Annotated in this window: 18 protein-coding genes; 3 read left to right on the top strand and 15 right to left on the bottom strand. The window is 70.9% G+C overall.

The genetic code is table 11. The features are described 5' to 3' along the window. Window positions 1-177 precede the first annotated feature (177 nt). Window positions 178-492 carry a hypothetical protein gene (locus tag ACIREE_RS17200; RefSeq protein ID WP_404152086.1) on the top strand — a complete coding sequence of 105 codons (315 nt, stop codon included), beginning with the start codon at window positions 178-180 and terminating at the stop codon, window positions 490-492. A gap of 20 nt (window positions 493-512) precedes the next feature. Here ACIREE_RS17200 and ACIREE_RS17195 read toward each other — a convergent pair whose 3' ends face one another. The 15 genes from ACIREE_RS17195 to ACIREE_RS17125 form a co-directional block, all read right to left on the bottom strand. Beyond that, a complete protein-coding gene (locus ACIREE_RS17195; RefSeq protein WP_404152083.1) occupies window positions 513-1,643 on the bottom strand; it encodes a pectinesterase family protein in 1,131 nt (376 codons plus the stop codon). Between the two features lie 104 nt (window positions 1,644-1,747). Continuing rightward, a complete protein-coding gene (locus ACIREE_RS17190) occupies window positions 1,748-3,055 on the bottom strand; it encodes a polysaccharide lyase family 1 protein (protein WP_404152080.1) in 1,308 nt (435 codons plus the stop codon). Between the two features lie 131 nt (window positions 3,056-3,186). Further along, window positions 3,187-4,011 (bottom strand): rhamnogalacturonan acetylesterase, encoded by an 825-nt coding sequence (locus tag ACIREE_RS17185; protein ID WP_404152077.1) that lies wholly within the window; start codon window positions 4,009-4,011, stop codon window positions 3,187-3,189. 147 nt (window positions 4,012-4,158) lie between these two features. Continuing rightward, the gene (locus ACIREE_RS17180; protein WP_404152075.1) at window positions 4,159-5,508 is read right to left on the bottom strand and encodes an ABC transporter substrate-binding protein; all 1,350 of its coding nucleotides are present in this window, start codon (window positions 5,506-5,508) and stop codon (window positions 4,159-4,161) included. Between the two features lie 67 nt (window positions 5,509-5,575). Beyond that, entirely contained in the window at window positions 5,576-7,147 is a 1,572-nt protein-coding gene (locus ACIREE_RS17175; RefSeq protein ID WP_404152072.1) for a family 43 glycosylhydrolase, read from the bottom strand. After that, window positions 7,144-8,004 (bottom strand): PmoA family protein, encoded by an 861-nt coding sequence (locus tag ACIREE_RS17170; RefSeq protein WP_404152070.1) that lies wholly within the window; start codon window positions 8,002-8,004, stop codon window positions 7,144-7,146. Before ACIREE_RS17170 ends, ACIREE_RS17175 begins: the two co-directional genes overlap by 4 nt. Beyond that, a complete protein-coding gene (locus ACIREE_RS17165) occupies window positions 8,001-9,224 on the bottom strand; it encodes a Gfo/Idh/MocA family protein (RefSeq protein ID WP_404152067.1) in 1,224 nt (407 codons plus the stop codon). Before ACIREE_RS17165 ends, ACIREE_RS17170 begins: the two co-directional genes overlap by 4 nt. Then, entirely contained in the window at window positions 9,221-10,138 is a 918-nt protein-coding gene (locus ACIREE_RS17160) for a carbohydrate ABC transporter permease (RefSeq protein WP_404152064.1), read from the bottom strand. The genes ACIREE_RS17165 and ACIREE_RS17160 overlap by 4 nt, the downstream gene beginning before the upstream one ends. Beyond that, window positions 10,135-11,064, bottom strand: coding sequence for a carbohydrate ABC transporter permease (locus ACIREE_RS17155; RefSeq protein ID WP_404152061.1), 930 nt, complete (start codon window positions 11,062-11,064; stop codon window positions 10,135-10,137). Before ACIREE_RS17155 ends, ACIREE_RS17160 begins: the two co-directional genes overlap by 4 nt. Window positions 11,065-11,169: 105 nt before the next feature. Continuing rightward, complete coding sequence (gene araD, locus ACIREE_RS17150) at window positions 11,170-12,912, bottom strand: L-arabinonate dehydratase (protein ID WP_404152058.1); 1,743 nt, start codon at window positions 12,910-12,912, stop codon at window positions 11,170-11,172. After that, window positions 12,909-13,823 carry a dihydrodipicolinate synthase family protein gene (locus ACIREE_RS17145; RefSeq protein ID WP_404152055.1) on the bottom strand — a complete coding sequence of 305 codons (915 nt, stop codon included), beginning with the start codon at window positions 13,821-13,823 and terminating at the stop codon, window positions 12,909-12,911. Before ACIREE_RS17145 ends, araD begins: the two co-directional genes overlap by 4 nt. Beyond that, window positions 13,820-14,488 (bottom strand): GntR family transcriptional regulator, encoded by a 669-nt coding sequence (locus ACIREE_RS17140; RefSeq protein ID WP_404152052.1) that lies wholly within the window; start codon window positions 14,486-14,488, stop codon window positions 13,820-13,822. Before ACIREE_RS17140 ends, ACIREE_RS17145 begins: the two co-directional genes overlap by 4 nt. 210 nt (window positions 14,489-14,698) lie before the next feature. Then, a complete protein-coding gene (locus ACIREE_RS17135) occupies window positions 14,699-15,295 on the bottom strand; it encodes a TIGR03086 family metal-binding protein (protein WP_404152049.1) in 597 nt (198 codons plus the stop codon). Between the two features lie 45 nt (window positions 15,296-15,340). Further along, on the bottom strand, window positions 15,341-16,501 hold the full coding sequence (locus tag ACIREE_RS17130; RefSeq protein ID WP_404152046.1) for a hypothetical protein: 1,161 nt from the start codon (window positions 16,499-16,501) through the stop codon (window positions 15,341-15,343). Then, window positions 16,498-17,451: a 5-dehydro-4-deoxyglucarate dehydratase gene (locus ACIREE_RS17125; protein ID WP_404152043.1), complete on the bottom strand. Its 954-nt coding sequence runs from the start codon at window positions 17,449-17,451 to the stop codon at window positions 16,498-16,500. Before ACIREE_RS17125 ends, ACIREE_RS17130 begins: the two co-directional genes overlap by 4 nt. Window positions 17,452-17,715: 264 nt before the next feature. On the opposite strand from ACIREE_RS17125, the gene ACIREE_RS17120 reads away from it, so the two are divergent. Together ACIREE_RS17120 and ACIREE_RS17115 are read left to right on the top strand one after the other, a co-directional pair. Continuing rightward, window positions 17,716-18,597 (top strand): NAD-dependent epimerase/dehydratase family protein, encoded by an 882-nt coding sequence (locus ACIREE_RS17120; RefSeq protein WP_404152040.1) that lies wholly within the window; start codon window positions 17,716-17,718, stop codon window positions 18,595-18,597. A gap of 269 nt (window positions 18,598-18,866) precedes the next feature. Beyond that, the gene (locus ACIREE_RS17115) at window positions 18,867-19,628 is read left to right on the top strand and encodes a DeoR/GlpR family DNA-binding transcription regulator (protein ID WP_404152037.1); all 762 of its coding nucleotides are present in this window, start codon (window positions 18,867-18,869) and stop codon (window positions 19,626-19,628) included. Window positions 19,629-19,666: the final 38 nt, after the last annotated feature.

Raw genomic sequence — 19,666 nt, 5'->3', positions numbered from 1 at the left:
TGAAATTGGCGCGGTCGGCCGGGCCCGGGAAGCGGGCGGGGGAGGTCGCCGTTGATCCATTGCTCAGCCATGGATGCGGCTTGACCTCGCCTTTGAGCGCTCCGCCATAGGCTCGTTGGTCGCACACCCGACGACAAGACCGCGGAGCCGAGCACCGCCCCGCGCAAAGGACACCCAGTGCTCCAGCAGTTCACCGTCGCCGCCTCGACGCACGGTCCGTCCCCGGTGCTCCTCGCCGTGTTCGCACTCGGCGGCGTCGTCGCCCTGTGGGCCGGTCTGAGCTGGGCGTTCGACATACGCGGGAGCACCGTCCGGCGCTCCCAGCGGATCCGGCAGCGCACGGCGGACCGCTGGGGCGGCCCGGAGCGGCTCGGCACCCCTCCGGCGAACGTGTTCGGGAGCGTGGGATATCTGCGGTTCCTCGGAGTGATGCTGGCCTTCGCCGGAGTCGTCCTGCTGGTCATCGTGTACGCCCTGTGGCAGCTGGGGTGACGACTCCGGCGTCCCCTCGCCTACGACTCCGGGGAGAGGCCGTGGGGCCGCCAGTCGCCGAGGTAGCTCTCGCGGGTGTGCCGCGCGGCCTCTTCGCGGGTGAGCTGCGGCCTGTTCGCGGGCACTGAAATGTCGGCTCCCGCACCGTAGTTGCGGTACTCGGCGAACCGCTGGCTCTGCCACGGGTAGGCGTCCGACATGTTCGTGTAGGGCGCGACCGCGTCGATGCCGGGGCCCATACGGGTGTCGCGGACGGTAAGCATCGGGCGGGCCGTGGTGTCGGAGCTCGGCACCCACGGGCGGGCCAGCTTGTAGAAGGCGTCCGGGGCCGCGGAGCTGATCCGGGAGCGTGCGACGAGGAAGCCCCGCGGGTCGGCGCCCGCCGTGGACGGCGCGAAGACGAATCCGTACGGGGCCCCCGCGAGGTCCGTACGGTCGAGCGTGCGGAAGTGGCACCGGTCGAAGACCGCCGTGCCGCGCCCGAAGACGAAGTCCACGTCACCTTCCACGTAGCAGTCGCGGAAGTACTGGCGGGCGAACGTGGTCAGCGCGGACGAGTCGGCGTACAGGGTGTCCTGGTGGCCGAGGAAGCGGCAGTCGAAGAAGGCCGAACGGTCGCCCATGACCTTGATCGCGACGGCCTGGGTGCCGGTGATGTCCGGGTGGTCGGCGCGCAGCCAGTCGTTGGCGAAGGTGATCCCCCGCGCCGTGAATCCGTCGGCGCGCAGGGTCACGGTGGCCGAGCCCGTGGTGCCGTACGTGCCCGATCCGTCGGGCTTGGCGGTACCCGCCGCGTTGTCGTACACGATGACCGTGCGGCGCGGGTCGCGGGCGGCCCCGATCCAGGTCATTCCGGTCGAGGCGAGGGCGGCGGAGACCGTCTCGCGGTAGACGCCGGGCGCGATGACGAGGGTGTGGCCTGCGCCGGTGGCGGCGGTCACGGCGGCCTGCACGGTGGTGTGGTCGCCCGCGCCGTTGCGGTCTACGTAGAGGGTGCGCGCGTTCAGGCGGCGCGCGGGCGATCCGTAGGGCCCGAAGGGGCGGGGACGGGCGTGGGCGGGAGGGGTGTTCCCGAGGGCGAGCGCGGCGCCCGCCCCGGAAACGATGAACGCCCGTCGCGACGAGCCAGGTCGAGGGTGCTGAGAGAACATTCCTTCACTCCATCCGGCCAGGGGTGCGGGGCAGTGCCGATCAGCGGCTCCGCCGCGGAGCGCGAGCGACCACGAAGGCCCCGCACCCGGTCGACAACGTCGTCTCAGCGGAGCCGGTCCGCCCCGGCCCCCCGGGCGACAACCCGCGGCACGGCCTTGGCCGGGTCCACCTGCGTACGCAGTGTCGGCTTCCACCCGGCCCCCGAGGAGAGCGGGGTCGCCGGATTCGCCGCGTTGTAGGCCCCGACGAGGTCGGTCCGGGCGCCGTTCACCACGTTGCCCTCGGCGGTGACCGGATAGTCGCTCCACCGGTAGAGGACCGAAGCGGCGCCGATGCCCTTCGGCAGAGTGAACGCGTTCTTCTCGGCGACGAGTTGAGACTTGAAGCCGATGCCGAAGGAGTATCCGTAGTCGCCGTTCGCGACGTAGGAGTTGTTGTACGCGTCGACCTGCCCGAAGCGGACGCGCGGCGCGCGCTCGACGAGGTTCTTGAACAGGTTGTGGTGCAGGGTGACCCGCAGCTTGCCCTCGTCGGTGGCGCCCGCGCTGTCGCTGTTGCCGATCATGAACGTCTTGTCGTGGTCCTCGAAGACGTTCCACGAGGCGGTGACCAGGTCGGCGCCCTTGACGACGTCGAGTTCGCCGTCGTGCTGCTGGAAGATCCGCCCGTAGTACGTGGGCAGCGTCGAGTCGGGGTGGTCGCCGTCGGTGAACGTGTTGTGGTCGAGCCAGACGTGCGTGGAGTTGTAGACGACGGCCGCGTCGTACTCGGAGTTCCAGTTGCCGGTGTCGCCGTCGGTCGGGTCCCACTGCGGGAAGCAGTCGAGCGGGGACTCCATGGTGAGGCCGCGCACGATGACGTTGTCGACACCGTTGATCTGGAGACTGCCGCCCACGATGCCCGCGCCCTTGCCGACACCGATGATCGTCGTGTTGGCGGGGACGGCCGCCTTGATGGCCTTGGCCTGCGCGAGGGCCGACTGGTTGCGCAGGTACTCCTGGGTGCCGGCGGTCGCCTTCTGCTGCTCCAGGTCCTCGTCGTAGCCCCAGACGGCAGGGTCGTAGTCGGCGAGGTACCGGTCGAAGTCGTAGCCGTCGACGGCGAACTCGGAGCAGTCCGCGCCGTCCGCGTCGAGGGTGCCCTTGACCTTGATGATCCGCGGGGCGGTGCCGCTCTCGGCGAGGGCCGCCTTGAACTCGGCCCAGGTGGTGACCGTGTACACCCGGCGGGCGTCCGCGCCGCCCGTGGTGCCGGTCGTCGCCGAGGCCCAGCCGTCGTGGGCGGCGAGGGTCTGCCGGGCTACGTCGCGGCCGTGGGCCTGGGCGGCGCCCGTGCCGGTGACGGCGAGGACGAGGGCGGTGCAGCCCACGAGTCCAGCTATGACACGACCATGACATCTCTGTGTGATCACTGTGCGCTCCTTGCGGGATTTCGGACAGGGGGTTCGGACGGCGGCGAACGGGGGTTCGTTCAAGCCGGGGTGGTGCCGGGCGAACGGTGGTTCGTTCAAGCCGGGGTGGTGCCGGGCGAACGGTGGTTCGTTCAGGCCGGGGTGGTGCCGGGCAGCCAGGTCAGGCGTGACCGCCAGACCTCGGACAGCTCGTCGATCTCCTCGCCGAGGCGGCGCACGTCGCGCGCGGGCAGCACCCGGCGGCGCAGCAGCTCGGTGGCGACGAGGCGGGCCACGGCGATCGCGCCGGGCGGGTTGGCGTGCGTGTTGTCCTGTTCCGTGGCGGTCCAGTTGAAGTAGACCTTCGTCTCCTCGACGCCGAGCCGCTGCCACAGCGCGAGCGACAGCGCCTGTATGTCGAGGAGCGCGACGCCCTCCTGCCGGGCGAGGGCCCGCATCGCCGCCGGGTAATCGCCGTGCGTGGGCAGCGCGGTGCCGTCGGCGTCGAACTTCCTGCGCTCGACGGCGGTGGCGAGCACCGGCCGGGCGCCCTTGGCCCGCGCCCCGTCGACGTAGAGCTTCAGGTGCTCCTGGTACGTCGACCAGGGCTCGGTGTAGCGGGCGGGGTCGGCGCTCTTCTCGTCGTTGTGCGCGAACTGGATCAGCAGGAGGTCGCCGCGGCGGATCTCGGTGAGGATGGCGGAGAGACGGCCCTCGTCGACGAAGCTCTTCGAACTCCGGCCGTTGACCGCGTGGTTGGCGACCTTGACGGAAGGAGCGAGGAAGAACGGCAGGGCCATGCCCCAGCCGGTCTCCGGCTCGGCGTCCGCGTACTTCTGGGCCGCGGTGGAGTCCCCCGCGATGAACAGGGTCCGGCGGCCGTCCTTCGCGGTCCTGGCCGCTGCCGGGGGCGCGAAGGACGCGGCCAGCGGCAGTCCGGCGAGCGCGGCCAGGGTCGCTCTTCGGGTGGTCGACACGACGATGTGCCGTCCTTTCTTGGACGTATTCTCACGAACCTACGGGGATGGCGGGTCCGGCGGCGGGAGTGGCGGGACGTGTGACATCCCGCCGCCGGACCGGTCGGCCGGGCGCGAGGCGGTGAGGGAAGGGCTGTGGGACAGGCCTTACTTGGCCTGCGCCTTCCACTCGTCCTGCGCCTTGTTGAGCTGCTCTGCGAGCGTGTCGAGGAACTTCTTCGCCGACTCCTTGCCGAGCATGACCTTCTGCAGGTCGTCCTCGTTGTCGGCCTTGGAGACGGTGTTCCAGTCGGGCAGGTAGTACGGCAGCTGCACGATCTTGGTGGAGCCGGACGCCAGGGCCTCGGCGGCGAGCCGGGTCGGCTCCGACTTCTGCACCCAGGCGTCCTTGGCAGCCTCGGTGTTGGACGGGATCTGCTTGGCCGACTCGTTCCACTTGCTGTTCTGCGCGTGGGACGCGGCGAACTCGATGAACTTCCAGGCAGCCTGCTTGTTCTTGCCGGACTTGAAGAGCCCGAGCCCGTCGACGGGGTTGGAGACCTGGACGCGGGTGCCGTCGTCACCGGTCGGGTTGGGCAGGCCGCGGAACTTGTCGCCGAACGCCTTCACGTGGTCGCCGTAGGAGCCCAGGTTGTGGCTGAGCATGCCGATCTGGCCGCTGTCGAACTGCGCGACCATCTTGGTGAAGTCGTTGTTGACGTCGGCGGACGGGGTGGCCTTCTTGTAGAGACCGACGTACTTCTCCAACGCGGCGACGTTCTTGGGGTCGTTGACCGTCGTCTTGGTGCTGTCCGCGTCCCAGAACGAGGTGATGCCGCTCTGCCCGTACATCACGTCGAGGGCCTGGGCGATGGAGCCCTCGCCGCCGCGGATGGTGTAGCCGAACCGGTTCTTGCCGGTGTCGGTGAGCTTGTCGGCGGCGTCGAAGAACTTCGTCCACGTCGTCGGCGCGTCCAGACCGGCCGTCTTGAACATGTCGGTGCGGTAGTACAGGACGCCGTTGTTGGCCGAGGTCGGGACGGTGAACATCTTCGAGCTCGAGCCGCCGGCCGCCTTGACCGACTCCAGGAAGGCGTCGTTGATCTTGCCGCTGAGGGAGCTGGTGGCGAGGCGGTCGTCGAGCGGTTCGAGGGCGTTCTGCGCGGCGATCCCGGCGAGCATCGCAGTGCCCACGCCGCCGACGTCGGGCAGGCCGCCGCCCTGGATCGCGGTGTCGTACTTGGACTGCACGCTCTCGGCGGGAATGCCGACGTACTTCACCTTGATGTCGGGGTTCGCCTTCTCGAAGTCCTTGATGATCTCCATCCAGACGTCGCGGCGCACGGCCGTGTTGTTGTCCCAGAAGGTGATCTCACCCTTGCCGGAACCCTCGCCCCCCTTGTCCCCGCCCGCGCCGCTGCCGTCGTCGCCGCAGGCGGTCGCGGTGAGTGCGAGAACGGTGGTCAGGGCGAGGGCGGTGCCGGTGCGGAGGGTGCGTCTGCGCGTACGGATGTTCATGATCGGCTCTCTTCTTCTGGATCCAACTGAGGGTGGCGGCCGGCGGATGGCGCCCGGCCGGTGATGCCTAGCGGGTGACGGGTGATGCCTGGCGGGCGATACGGAAGTGCGTGAACAGGGCTGTCCCGGCGGGTCCCGGGCCGGGCGGTGCCGCCGCGAACAGGCCGAGCAGCGCGCCGACCCAGCGCCACGGCGCCGCGGCGAACATTTGGCCCGAGGGCCGGAAGCCGGCGCCGTCGCCCGTGTCGACGGAGAAGCGGCAGCGCGCCCCGTCGGTGATGTCGACGCGCAGCCGCGCCGTCCCGTCCGGCGCCGCGCGTCCCGCGGCGGCGTCGCGTTCCGTCTCGGCGACGGCCTCCGCGAACCGGTGCGCGACGCGGGCGGCGCCGTCCTCGGCGCGCTCCAGACCGATCCAGGAGTAGGCGTCGCCGAGCACGACAAGTCCCGCTCTGGCGCCGGGCGTTGTACTGGTGAGCCGGAGATCGACCTCGACGCGGGACGGTCGCAGCGGCAGCCTTTGGGTGAGCACATGCGGTACGCGGCGCAGGTCACGCACGCCGTCCGCGGACCGCACACAGGCGAGCCGCAGCCCGTCCCCGGCGTGCGAACTGGCCCAGCCCTCACGGGGGTTGGCCGACCACTGCCACTGCCGTCCGAACCGGCCGCCGGGGAAGTCGTCGTCGGTGGCGGGCGCGGTGACGGGCTGCGGGGGCAGCGCGGGCTTCTTGTGTACGAGCACGGGGGCGCCGTCGTCTCCGAGCACCGGCCAGCCGGACGCGTCCCAGCGCATCGGCTGCAGATGCACGACCCGTCCGTACGGGCCGCGCTGCTGGAAGTGCAGGAACCAGTCCTCGCCGATGCCGGTGCGCACCCAGCCGCCCTGGTGGGGGCCGTTGACCGCGGTGTCGCCCTGTTCGAGGACGACGCGCTCCTCGTAGGGCCCGAAGAAGGAGCGGGAGCGGAACGCGCCCTGCCAGCCGGTCTCCACACCCCCGGCGGGGGCGAAGATCCAGTACCAGCCGTCGTGCCGGTAGGCCTTGGGCCCCTCGATGGTGAACCAGCCGGGAAGCTGGTCACCGTCGATCAACAGCCGTCCCTCGTCGAGGAGTTCGCGGCCATCGGGGCTCATCCGGTGTCCGGTGAGCCGGTTCTTCACCCCGGACCGTGACCTGGCCCAGGCGTGCACGAGGAACGCCTCGCCGCTCTCCTCGTCCCACAGCGGGCAGGCGTCGATGAGGCCCTTGCCCGCCTTGAGGAGGTGCGGCTTGGTCCACGGCCCCCTGATCGACGGGGAGTTGGTCTGGAAAACGCCGTGGTCGGGGTCGCCCCAGAAGATCCAGAAGCGGCCCGCGTGGTGGCGCAGCGCGGGTGCCCAGACACCGCAGTCGTGGCGTGGTGTCGTGAACGCCTCCGCGGGTTCGAGCCGGTCGAGGGCGTGCCCGACCAGCGTCCAGTTGACGAGGTCGCGGGAGTGCAGCAGCGGCAGGCCGGGGGCCCGGCCGAAGCTGGACGCGGTGAGGTAGAAGTCGTCGCCGACGCGGACCACGTCGGGGTCGGACCAGTCGGCGGCGAGCACCGGGTTGCGGTACGTCCCGTCGCCCAAGTCGCCCGAGCCGCCCGTGCGCGGCACCCCGGTCATGCGGACACCGCCTTGCGGACCAGGGCGGCGGCGCGGGCCCGGTCGAGGCGGCCGTCGGCGACGACCGTGACGACGCGGCGCACGGCGGTGTCCCCCGCGGCGATCCGCAGCCGCACGTCGGAGGCGAGCGAGGAGCCGACACCCGGGTACTCCCCCGTGCGCACGAACCAGGGATCGCGGCGGGTCTCGGCGGTGGCTCCGGCGAACACCAGGGTCCAGCCGTCGCCCGCCAGGGCCAGCCAGGCGGCGGCGCTGCCGTGCACGGCCGACTCGCCCTCCGCGGTGGCGGTGAACACGGTGGGCGCGGCCACTTCCTTGGGCGCGCGCCAGAAGAACCCTCCGTAGGCGGCGCCGGGCCGGCCGTTGGTGGCGGGGCTGCCGATGGTCAGGTCCTGGGCGGCCGGGTTCGTCAGCGTGAAGGTGAGGTCCAACGCCCAGGCGTCCGCGGCCAGTTGTGAGGCGGCGACGGTCCGCCGTTCCCGCAGTACGAGGCAGCCGTCCGCGGTCCACTCCAGGTCCTCGACGAAGCCGTCCGGGTCGCACAGTTTGAACTCGCGGTGCCGCTGCTCGCCGTGGTTGTCCAGGGCGGTGGGCCCCTGGTCGCGGACGTAGGTGCGGCCGCCCCAGAAGTTGTACCCGGCGACGTCCGGCACGGCGACGCTCACCCCGAGGTGGTGGACGTGGTCGGCCGGGGCGAACTCGGTGACCGGGGTGCCGCCGAGGGTCGTGACCGGGTGCAGGCAGGGGCGCGGCGCGAGGCGGTGCCCGACGTCGGGGCGCAGATCGTAGCGGGCGACGGGGCGGCCCGCGCAGCTCAGGGTCAGGGGTTCGGTGGCCTGTCGCAGTAGGGGACTCACGGTGCTGCCTCCAGTCCTGGCCGGGCCCAGACCGCTCCGAGCTCGGCGTATCCGGTGAGGGAGTCGGCGCTGGCGGCGACCAGGCCGTCGATGCCGTGCACGACACGGCGGACGGCGTCCTCGCCCGCGCCGGTACCGGGCGCGGTGCGCCACGCGTCTGCGGGCAGGGCGCGCGGGTCGGGGGCGCTGCGAATCGCTTCGACGACGCGCATGAAGGCCCCCGTCGAGGCGGGTGTGACCAGGAGTTCCGCGTCGGCCGTCAGATGGTCGACGAGGTTCTCCAGGAGATCCGTGCGCCCGTGCACGGTCTCCTGCGGGCCGTGTCCCGCGCGCTGGACGAGGACGCGGTCCTGCTTGTACCAGAAGGTGATGCGGCCGCGGCTGCCGTGCACGACGACGTACGGCTCGTCCGGCCACTCGGCGCAGAGCGTCGCGGCGACGGTGACGCGCGAGCCGCTGCGCGTGGTGAGTTCGACGTAGGAGGTGTCGTCGGCCTCGATGGCGTTGGCGCGGAAGAGTTCGGTGCGGATGCCGGTGAGGTCGTCGGAGCCGGTCGCGCCGTCGAGGGCGAGGGCGGTGGCGACGGCGTGCGCGAGGGGGTTGGTGAGGACCCCGTCGACGACGTCGACCTGCCCGCCCGCGCCGTCGTCGAGGCGGCGGTGTCCGGCCCAGGGCGCGCGCCGGAAGTACGCCTCGTCGCGCGCCCACGCTCCGGCGGCGCCGGTGCCGAGCGGTTCACCGATGAGGCCGTCGCGTACGAGATCTCGTATATGGGACACGGCGTGCGAGCCCAGCGACTGGAAGCCGACCTGGCACGCGATGCCCGCCTCGGCCACGCCGCGGGCCATCCGCTCGTATTCCGTATATGACGGCGCGGGCGGCTTCTCCAGGAGCAGGTGCACGCCTCGCCGGGCGGCGGTCAGGGCCAGGTCGGTGTGTGTGGGGATCGGGGTGCAGATGATCGCGATCCGGGCCCCGGTCGCGTCGAGGAGCGCCCCGAAGTCGTCGCCCTGCGCGACCGGGGGCCGCTGGGAGCCGAATCCCGCGAGTTCCTCCTCGTCCAGCGGCTTCAGCTCGCACACGCCGGCGAGCGTGACACGGCCCGCGTCGGCGAGGCGCCGCAGGTTGTTCAGGTGCCAGCGGCCGTGACCGCGCGCCCCTGCGAGGACGACGGGGACCGGCTCGGTGGTACGCGGGCTGCCGGTGCGTGGGGTGCTCATCCCTTCACCGCCCCGGCGCTGAAGCCCGTGACGAGCCACTTCTGGATGAAGGCGAAGACGATCACGACGGGTACGGCGGCGACGACACCGCCGGCGGCGAGGGCACCGAGGTCGACGGAGTCGGCGCCCATGAGCGTCGACAGGCCGACGGGGATCGTCTGCTTGTCCTGGTCGGAGAGGAACATCAGGGCGAAGAGGAAGTGGTTCCAGCTGTGCACGAAGGCGAACGAGCCGACCGCGATCAGCCCCGGTCGCAGCAGCGGGAGGACGACGGCGCAGAAGGCGCGGAAGCGTCCGCAGCCGTCGACCCAGGCGGCCTCCTCCAGGGAGTACGGCACGTTCTTGATGAAGCCGCTGATGAGGATCATCGTGAGCGGCAGTTGGAAGACGGTCTCGGCGATGATGACGCTGCCGAGGGAGTTGATCATCTGCAGGTTGGCGAAGATCTGGAACAGCGGCACCAGCATCAGGGCGCCCGGGATGAACTGCGAGCAGAGCAGGGCCAGCATGAAGCCCTGTTTGATCTTGAAGTTGAAGCGGGCGAGGGCGTAGCCGCCGGCCAGCGCGACGACGGTCGTCATCAGCATCGAGGCGACGCCGACGAGCAGGCTGTTCTGGAAGAAGATCCCGAACGAACGCTCGTTCCACACCTTGTCGAAGTGCTCGAAGGTCAGCGGCCACGGCACCAGGGACGTGGAGCCGGTGGGCCGGAAGGCGAACAGCAGCATCCAGTAGAACGGGATGAGCGTGAAGAGGAGGTAGACGCCGAGCGGCACGTAGATCTGCCAGCGCGGTACGTCGTCGTAGGAGCGGCCCTTCTTGGGCGGGGTGGCGTCGAGCCGGCGGCGGTGCCGGGCGCGGGTCGTGGCGGCGGGTGCGGTGGTGGCGGTCAACTGGGCTTCCTTGACGGTCACTTCTCCCCGCCCCCGAACTTGCTCAGCCGCAGATAGACCATCGAGCAGAACAGGAGGATCACGAAGGCGATGGAGGTCAGCGCGGACGCGTAGCCGAAGTCGTGGCTGTCGACGGCGATGGAGGCGATGCGCAGCGGCAGGGTGGTCGTCTCACCGGCGGGCCCGCCGCCGGTGAGGGTGTAGAGCAGGTCGACGTTGTTGAACTCCCACACCGCGCGCAGCAGCGTGGACAGGATGATCGCGTCCTTGAGGTGCGGCAGCGTGATGTGCAGGAATTGCCGGACGCGGCTGGCGCCGTCGACCTCGGCGGCCTCGTACAGGTCCTTCGAGACGGATTGCAGGTCGGCGAGGATGAGGATCGCGAAGAAGGGGACGCCGCGCCAGAGTTCGGCGGTGACGACGGCCGGGAAGACCGTCGCGGTGTCCGACAGCCATGACGTGCCGTACGTGCCCACGCCCAGGTCGGCGAGGTAACGGGTGATGCCCGTCTGGGAGTTGTAGAGCAGCATCCAGACGGCCGAGGTGAGCACGCCCGAGACGGCCCACGGCGAGAAGACGAGCGCACGGGCCATGGCGCGCCCCACGAACGTCTGGTTGACGACGAGCGCGAGCCCGAGGCCGAGCAGCAGTTGGAGCACCACCTGCACGACGACCCATTGGAGGCTGAAGCCCAGCGTGCTCCAGAAGTCGGGGTCCTTGGTGAACGCGGTGACGAAGTTGTCCAGGCCCGCGAAGCCGTTGCGCCACGGTTTGGTGGGGTTGTAGTTCTGCAGGCTGTAGTAGAAGACGCTGAGCACGGGGTACGCGATGAAGCCCAGCATCAGCAGCCCGGCGGGGGCGATCAGCAGGTAGGGGAGCCTGCGCGGGGTGGCCGACGTGCGGCGCCGGGTTCGCGGGGCTTTCGCCACGGCAGCGGCTTGGGCCATGCCTGGACTCCGTTCTTCGAAGCGCTTCGCAGACGTTGTTCGGTATCTCGGCGCTGTTCGGTATCTCGGCCAATGGGTGCGGGGCGGAGCGGGGCGGCGGGGCGGTCAGCCCGCGTACGGATCAGGGACCTTGCCCGGCTTGGCCAGGAAGGCGAAGTCGCAGCCGGTGTCGGCCTGGGTGATCTGCTCGTTGTAGAGCGCCCCGTATCCGCGTTCGTAGCGCTCGGGCGGCGCGGTCCATTCGGTGCGGCGCCGATCCAACTCCGCGTCCGCAACGTTGAGTTGCAGCACGCGGGCGGTGACGTCGAGGGTGACACTGTCGCCGGTGCGCACCAGCGCCAGGGGCCCGCCGACATACGACTCCGGGGCGACGTGCAGCACGCACGCCCCGTAGCTCGTGCCACTCATCCGGGCGTCGGAGATCCGCACCATGTCGCGCACACCCTGCTTCAGCAGGTGGTCGGGGATCGGCAGCATCCCGTACTCGGGCATGCCGGGGCCGCCCTTGGGGCCGGAGTTGCGCAGCACCAGCACGCTGTCGGCGGTGATGCCCAACTCCGGGTCGTTGATGGTGCGTTGCATGGTCTTGTAGTCGTCGAAGACCACGGCGGGGCCGGTGTGCTTGAGCAGGTGCGGCTCGGCGGAGATGTGTTTGATGACGGCGCCGTCGGGACACAGGTTGCCGCGCAGTACGGCGACACCGCCCTCGGGCGCGACCGGGTTCTCGCGGGGTCGGATGACGTCGTCGGCGTGCACGACGGCGCTCTCGATCTGGTCGCCGAAGCGGCCGTTGACCGTCGGCCGGTCCAGGTGGAGCAGGTCGGGGATGCGGGAGAGGAAGGCGGGCAGGCCGCCGGCGAAGTAGAAGTCCTCCATCAGGTACGTCTGTCCGCCCGGCCGCACGTTCGCGAGCACCGGGACGGTGCGCGCGATCCGGTCGAAGTCGTCGAGCGTGAGGGTGACCCCGGCGCGGCCCGCCATGGCGATCAGGTGGATCACGGCGTTGGTGGAGCCGCCGAGCCCGAGCACCGTGGTGACGGCGTCCTCGAAGGCCTCTGCGGTGAGGATCTCGGACGGCTTGAGGGCGGTCCAGGCGAGCTCGACGGCGCGGCGCCCGGAGGCGGCGGCCATCCGCTCGTGCGCCGAGTCGACCGCGGGGATCGAGGAGGCGCCGGGCAGCGTCATGCCGAGCGCCTCGGCCGCGGCGGTCATCGTGGAGGCGGTCCCCATGGTCATGCAGTGCCCCGGTGAGCGTGCCAACCCGCCCTGCAGCTCTCGTAGTTCACAGTCAGTGAGGTTGCCGGCGCGGTGCTCGTCCCAGTACTTCCACATGTCCGTGCCGGAGCCGAGGGTCTCGCCGCGCCAGTGTCCGGGCAGCATCGGTCCCGCGGGCACGAAGAGCGACGGCACGTCGGCCGAGGTGGCGCCCATGAGCAGTGCCGGGGTCGACTTGTCGCAGCCGCCGAGCAGCACGGCCGCGTCGACGGGGTAGGAGCGCAGCAGCTCCTCGGTCTCCATGGCGAGGAGGTTGCGGTAGAGCATGGGGGTCGGCTTCTGGTACGTCTCCGAGAGCGTGGAGACGGGGAACTCCAGGGGGAAGCCGCCGGCCTGCCACACGCCCCGTTTGACCGCCTCGGCGCGCTCGCGCAGATGGACGTGGCAGGGGTTGATGTCCGACCAGGTGTTGAGGACGGCGATCACCGGGCGGCCCTTGTACTCCTCCGCCTCGTACCCGAGTTGGCGCATCCGCGCGTTGTGCGACCAGGTGCGCAAGGTGCCCTCGGTGCCGTACCACTGGTGGGAGCGGAGCTCCTCGGGGGCGAGCCGGGTTCTCGGAGCGGTGGTCATATGGACCACCCCGCCGCGATGTCCGCGACCTCGGCGCGCTCGGGTCCGGCCAACTCCTGGCTGGGCGGCCGGACTTCGCGGCGGCACAGGCCGAGTGAGGCGAGGGCTTCCTTGACGACGGTGACGTTGTTGGCGGAGGCGTCGGCGCCGCGCAGCTCCTCGAAGCGGCGGATCTGTTCCCAGACCTTCATGGCACCCGGATAGTCACCCGATCGAAGCGCTTCGATCATGGACAGCGAAATGCCAGGTGCGACGTTCACGAGGCCCGAGGTGAAGCCGGTGGCGCCGGCCGAGAAGTAGGACGGCGCGTACGGCTCGGCGAGCCCGGCGACCCAGACGAACCGGTCGAGACCCGCGTCCCGGGCGAAGGCGGCGAACCGCGCGGCGTCCGGCACGGCGTACTTCACGCCGATCACGTTCGGGCAGGCCGCGCCGAGTTCAGCGAGGCGGGACCCGGGCAGCGCGGCGTTCTTGAGGTACGGGACGACGCCGATCTCGGGGACGGCGTCGGCGATGGCACGGTGGTAGTCGACCCAGCCGCCCTCGGAGACGTACGGGTGCACGGGCTGGTGCACCATCACCATGTGGGCGCCGAGGTCGCGGGCGTGGCGTGCCGCGTCGACGGCGGTCGGCACGTCATGGCCGACACCGACCAGGATCGCGGCCCGCTCCCCCGCCTCGGTGACGGTCAACTCCGTTATCCGGGTGCGCTCTTGAAGGGTCAGGGCATAGAACTCGCCGGTGTTCCCGTTCGGCGTGAGCGTGCGCACCCCGGCGTCGAGCAGCCGTCGCAGCAGGTTCTTGTACGTGGCCTCGTCGACCGATCCGTCCTCGGCGAACGGCGTCACCGGGATCGCGACGACATCGGCCAGCGCGGCCCGCTGGTTCTGATACGAGTACGACGCTGTCATGAGCGCTGCTCACCCTCTTCTTCCGGGACCTCGACATCGGGGAAGGCCCGTCGCACGAACGACGCGATGTGGTTCCGCAGCGCGCGCGAGGCACCCTGGGCGTCACCGGCGAGGGCGAGTTCCAGGATCTCGCGGTGCTCGGCGGCCTCCCGCTCCCAGGACGGGTGGGCGGCCCAGGCGACCGCGGAGACCAGGGCGGCCTGGTCACGAACCTCGTCGAGCATCTTGCCGAGCAGCGGGTTGCCGCACGGGACGTACAGCGCACGGTGGAACTCCCGGTTGGCGAGGGAGCGTTGGGCCGTGTCGGCCGCGGTGGCGGCGCGCTCCAGGGCCTCGCGGGCGGCGTCAAGCGAGGCGCGGCGGTGCACCGTGCGGCGCAGCGCCTCCGGTTCGAGCAGCAGCCGTACGTCGTAGACCTCGCGGGCCATGTCCGCGTCCACCATGCGCACCGTGACGCCCTTGTACTGGTTCATCACGACGAGACCGGTCCCGGCCAGGGTCTTGAGCGCCTCGCGCACCGGCGTCTTGGATACGCCGAACTGCGCGGCGAGGTCGGTCTCCACCAGGGCCTGCCCCGGTCTCAACTGCCCGGTCAGGATGCGGTGCTTGATCTCGTCCTGCACGTACTGCGTGCGGGACGGGATCGGCGTGGGCACTGAGGTCATGCGCGCCTCTCGGGTCTGATGTCCGGCTGTTCTCGTATCTCGTATCGCGTCTCATATATGACGTACGAAGTACGACGCGTTGAAGCTAGAAGCAGCCGGCTGTTTCGTCAACGCTTCTATCAAAAGAAGTTCGGCCGACATCCAAATTGCCCGCTGCCCCCTGCGATCGCTCAAGAGGGCGTCCACAGAGGGCAGTTGTAGGTGTTCCGGTTACGGCTTCCAGGCCGGGTCGCGGCCGCTCAGGCCGATGACGCGGTCGAGGAGCGGGGCGTCGTCGGGTACGGGCACGATCAGCCCGAACAGGCCGTCGCGGCCGTCGGCGCCGTCGTCGCCGTCGTCGGTCGGCGCGAGCAGGTCACGGGCGGCTCGCAGCGCCGCCTCGTCGGGGACGTACTCCTGACCGGTGGCCCTGGCCACGTCCCAGCCGTGCACGACCAGTTCGTCGGCGGTGACCAGACCGGCGACGGCGCCGGGCAGCTCGAGGCCGCCCGCCTGCGTCATGCCCTGCCAGGCGGCGGGCTGCCGCCAGGTGTCGACGAGGGCGTCCAGTGCTTCGGGCAGGGCGGTTCGCCAGTCGGGGCCGAGTTCGGGGAGCGCGGAGCCGGGGTCGGTCCCCCCGGTTTCCTTGCGGCCCGCGGCACGCAGTCCGACGGACAGGCCGAGGAGGTGGCCGAGCAGCTCGCGCACCGCGTACTCGGGACAGGGCGTGGGCAGGTCGAGCTGGTCCTCACGGACGCCGTGGGCGAGGCGCGCGACGATGCGGGCCTGCGGGCCGATATCCACTGTGATGTCACTCATGGCGCTCATGGTGGGTGGACCGGCCCGCGGCCCGGAACTCATCGGTGCGGCGTGTCAGAGTTCCGCGAGCGCCCCCGTGACCGTCTTCAGGTCCGCGTCCGACGCGAGCCCCGCGTGGTAGAGGCGCAGCTCGGTGGCGCCCAGGTCGCGGGCGGCGCGGGCGTCCTCGGCAAGGGTGTCGGGGCTGCCGCCCATGCCGCGTACGACGGTCAGGTTCGCGGCGACGACGCCCTTGCCCTGCGCGGCGAACGGCCGCACCGGGTCCGCGCCGCCCGTGCAGGGCACGACTACCCCGTCGGCGACGGAGAGGATGTGCGCGGGGTCGACGCCCACGTTGGCGCCGCAGTGGTAGGAGACCGGGGAGGCGTGGAGCAGCACCTGGAACCCGGCGGGGGCCGCGTCGCGTACCGCGGCGACCGCGGCTTCCTGGAGGCTGCGGGCGGTCGCGTCGCGGTAGGCGCGGGTGGCCGTGGCGACCTCGGCGCCGAGCAGTTTCTCGACCGTGACCCAGCCGTCGTCGGCCGCCGCCCCCCGCCATACGGGTTCCAGGGCGTCCCGCACGGACCGCGCCAACTCATCGGCGTTCAGGCCGTGTTGTGCGTACCCCGTCCGGCAGTCGGCGCAGAAGCACAGCGACATCAGGTACTGTCCGGCCTCGCCGAGCCCGACGCCGGCCGTCTTGTCGTGGGCGTGCAGATGGGCGAGGCCGTACCAGCCGAGCGACTCCAGTTCGGTGCCGTGGGCGCCCGTCCTGGTGGCGGCCTCTGCGGCGAGGTCGACGAGGTAGGCGCGGGTGGCGGGCTGCGCGATGCAGGGGGCCCACGGGTAGCGGTCGCCGTAGGCGTTGCGGACCGAGGTGTCCGGGCGTTCGGCGCCGAGGCGGGAGTTGTGCGCGAGGACGACCCAGGTGTGGACGGAGAGACCGGCCTCGGCGAGGGCGGTGGCTGCTTGCCCGTACGCGTCGCCGGGAGCCCAGTCACCGGCGGCGTACGGCCTCAACTCCCTTCCTTGCCAGCGCTGTTCGTCGATCGGATAGAGCACGGAGGCGTGTTCGGCGGTGACGATGCGGTGGTGCGGGTGGCGCGGGGTGAGGGCGCGCGTGGAGTGGTAGGCGGCAGCGAGGGTGACCTGCTGGACTCCGAGATCGGCGATGCGGCGGGCCGCGTCCGGGTCGCCGTTGACGTCCCAGGGGTAGACGAACGTGGAGACCTTCACTTGCCGGCTCCTTCCAGCAACGCCTGGCCGTGCTCGATGAGTTCGGTCAGCTGCTTGACGTGTTCCTCGGTCGGCTCCTGCAGCGGCGGGCGCACCTCGCCGACGTCGAGGCCGCGCAACCGCACCGCCGCCTTCACGAGGGACACCGCGTAGCCGCGGCCCTGGTTGCGCAGTTCGACGAGCGGCCGGTAGAAGCCGTCGAGGAGCTTGTTCACCGCTGCGTCGTCGCCCGTGTTCAGTGCCTTGTGGAAGGCCTGCGCGATGTCGGGCGCGAAGCAGAAGACGGCGGAGGAGTAGAGCGTGATGCCGATGCCGCGGTAGGCGAGGCCGGTGAGCTCGGCGGTCGGCAGTCCGTTGAAGTAGAGGAAGTCCTCCGGGACTTGCGTGCGCACGGCGCTGACGATGCGCTGCATCAGGTCGAGGTCGCCGAGGCCGTCCTTGAGGCCGAGGATCTTGGGGTGGCGGGCGAACGCGACGACGGTCTCCGGAGTGAAGACGGCGTTGTCGCGCTGGTAGACGATGATGTCGAGGGAGGTCGCCTCGGACAGCTGCGTGTAGTGCCGCAGCAGGCCTTCCTGTCCGGCCACCACGAGGTAGGGCGGCATCGCCAACAGGCCGTCGGCGCCCGCCCGTTCGGCGATCCGCGCGTAGTGGACGGCGAGGGCCGTGCCGTATCCGGCGCCGGCGACGACGGGCACCCGGCCCTCGGTCGCCTCGACCGCGGCCGCGACGCAGGCCTCGAACTCCTCGGGGGCGAGCGCGTGGAACTCACCCGTGCCGCAGCAGGCGAACACGGCGGCGGCCCCGGCCTCGACGCCGCGCCGCACATGGGTGCGGTAGGTGTCGAGATCCACAGCGCCGTCGGGGCCGTACGCGGTGACGGGGAAGAACAGCGGCCCGCTGGGGATGCCGAGTCGAGCGGCGAGGGGGCCAAAAGGGGGCGACGTCACGGGCTCTCCCTGAACATGTGCATGTCTCTGATCCGCGTCTACATTTCTGAACGCGCTCACCGTAAGCCGCCCCAAAGGGGACGGTCAAGCACTCGAACTCGCCCGGCACGAACGGAACTTCTCGCTTCGGATCACTCCGCCGGATCACTCCGGAGGAGACCGCGTCCGCTCCCGCGGGTCCGTGCGGCTCTTGACGGAGCACGCGGCCCCTCTTTAGCGTGTCCATAAATGTGAATGTCGCTCACACATACGGAGATCACGCGCATGTCAGTGCCGCCCGAGCCGTCAGTGCCGTCAGTGCCGTCACGTCCCGCCACGCCCCGCACGATTCTGCTCACCGGCGCCGCCGGCGGACTCGGCACCCTGATGCGGGAGCTGCTGCCCGAGTACGGCTACGACCTCCGGCTGCTCGACGTACGCCCGATCGCGGACGCGCCGGACGCGATCGTCGCCGACCTGAACGACACGGAGGCGCTGCGCGAGGCGGTGCGCGGCGTCGACGGCGTACTGCATCTGGCCGGGATCTCCCTCGAGTCGACCTTCGAGAAGATCCTCGACGCGAACATCAAGGGCACCTACCACCTCTACGAGGCGGTGCGCGCGGAGGGCGAGAGCCGGCCGGACGGCGTCGCTCCCCGGATCGTCTTCGCGTCGTCCAACCACGCGATCGGCTTCACCCCGCGCCCGCGCACCGAGGACGGCGCCCCCGTGGTCCCGGTCGAAACGCTGCGCCGCCCCGACACGTACTACGGCCTGTCGAAGTCGTTCGGCGAGGACCTCGCGCAGTTCTACTGGGACAAGTTCGGCCAGGAGACCGTGTCGGTGCGCATCGGATCCTGCTTCAAGGAGCCGACCGACGTGCGCATGATGTCGGTCTGGATGAGCCCGGCGGACGGCGCGCGCCTCTTCCACGCGGCGCTGACCGCCGAGAACGTCGGCCACACCGTCGTCTACGGTTCCTCCGCCAACACCCGCCTGTGGTGGGACCTGTCGAGCGCCCGCGCCCTCGGCTACGAGCCGCAGGACAACTCGGAGGAGTACGCGCCGAACCTGCTCGCCGAGTTCGGCCCTCTCTCCGACGAGAACCCGGCCCATCTGTACATGGGCGGCCGCTTCATCAACGACCCGCCGATCTGGCCGTACTGAGCACCACTTGATCGAACGGGCAGGAGGGCGGGCGGGCACCGAACGGGCCCGCCCGCCCTCTTGTTCGGGCACCCGCGCCGCCCGAACCCACATGCCTCACCGCTCCCTCGCAGGTCCACGGCGGGCAGCCGGATCGCGAAACGGGCCGGAACGGGCAGCATCAAGTCCGCAACAGACCTGGTCACCGCCGCACGACGCCGGTAGAACTTCCGGTGCGGGCCCTTCCGGGCCCGAACGGGCAACGGAGCTCTCCAGGAAGGCGGGTCGGCATGAGCGCGGAGGAACGGCAGCGGGAGATCGTGCGCACGGCACGCCGCACCGGGTCCGTGGACGTCACGGAACTCGCCACCGAGCTGGGCGTCGCCAAGGAGACCGTCCGCCGGGATCTGCGCGCCCTGGAGGACCACGGCCTGGTCCGGCGTACGCACGGCGGGGCGTATCCGGTGGAGAGCGCCGGGTTCGAGACGACGCTCGCGTTCCGTACGACGATGCACGTGCCGGAGAAGCGGCGGATCGCCACCGCCGCCGCCGAGCTGCTCGGGGACGCCGAGACCGTCTTCGTGGACGAGGGGTTCACGCCGCAGCTGATCGCCGAGGCACTCCCCCGCGACCGGCCGCTGACCGTCGTCACCGCGTCGCTGGCCACGGCAGGCGCGCTCGCCGAGGCCGACAACACCACCGTGCTGCTGCTCGGCGGCCGGGTGCGCGCGGGCACGCTCGCCACCGTCGACCACTGGACGACGAAGATGCTGGCCGGCTTCGTCCTCGACCTCGCCTACATCGGCGCGAACGGCATCTCCCGCGACCAGGGCCTGACCACCCCCGATCCCGCGGTCAGCGAGGTGAAGGCGCAGGCCATCAGGGCCGCACGGCGCACGGTCTTCGCGGGCGTGCACACCAAGTTCGGCGCGGTCAGCTTCTGCCGGTTCGCGCCGGTGGGCGCGCTGGAGACGATCGTCACGGGCAGCCAGCTGCCCGCGTCCGAAGCGCACCGGTACTCGTTGATGGGCCCGCAGGTCATCCGCGTCTGAACGTGAACTCCCCTTGTACATGCGGCAATTACCCACAC

It is taken from the genome of Streptomyces sp. NPDC102467, assembly GCF_044765445.1.
Taxonomy (GTDB): domain Bacteria; phylum Actinomycetota; class Actinomycetes; order Streptomycetales; family Streptomycetaceae; genus Streptomyces.
This window is presented reverse-complemented; position numbering and strand designations above follow the sequence as displayed.

What these genes read in the sequence shown, in the direction of transcription:
- araD (WP_404152058.1), bottom strand. Translation starts at nt 12,912, where the DNA reads ATGACCACCGCTCCGAGAACCCGGCTCGCCCCCGAGGAGCTCCGCTCC.
- ACIREE_RS17115 (WP_404152037.1), top strand. Translation starts at nt 18,867, where the DNA reads ATGAGCGCGGAGGAACGGCAGCGGGAGATCGTGCGCACGGCACGCCGC.
- ACIREE_RS17140 (WP_404152052.1), bottom strand. Translation starts at nt 14,488, where the DNA reads ATGACCTCAGTGCCCACGCCGATCCCGTCCCGCACGCAGTACGTGCAG.
- ACIREE_RS17175 (WP_404152072.1), bottom strand. Translation starts at nt 7,147, where the DNA reads ATGACCGGGGTGCCGCGCACGGGCGGCTCGGGCGACTTGGGCGACGGG.
- ACIREE_RS17165 (WP_404152067.1), bottom strand. Translation starts at nt 9,224, where the DNA reads ATGAGCACCCCACGCACCGGCAGCCCGCGTACCACCGAGCCGGTCCCC.
- ACIREE_RS17180 (WP_404152075.1), bottom strand. Translation starts at nt 5,508, where the DNA reads ATGAACATCCGTACGCGCAGACGCACCCTCCGCACCGGCACCGCCCTC.
- ACIREE_RS17155 (WP_404152061.1), bottom strand. Translation starts at nt 11,064, where the DNA reads ATGGCCCAAGCCGCTGCCGTGGCGAAAGCCCCGCGAACCCGGCGCCGC.
- ACIREE_RS17135 (WP_404152049.1), bottom strand. Translation starts at nt 15,295, where the DNA reads ATGAGCGCCATGAGTGACATCACAGTGGATATCGGCCCGCAGGCCCGC.
- ACIREE_RS17195 (WP_404152083.1), bottom strand. Translation starts at nt 1,643, where the DNA reads ATGTTCTCTCAGCACCCTCGACCTGGCTCGTCGCGACGGGCGTTCATC.
- ACIREE_RS17120 (WP_404152040.1), top strand. Translation starts at nt 17,716, where the DNA reads ATGTCAGTGCCGCCCGAGCCGTCAGTGCCGTCAGTGCCGTCACGTCCC.
- ACIREE_RS17145 (WP_404152055.1), bottom strand. Translation starts at nt 13,823, where the DNA reads ATGACAGCGTCGTACTCGTATCAGAACCAGCGGGCCGCGCTGGCCGAT.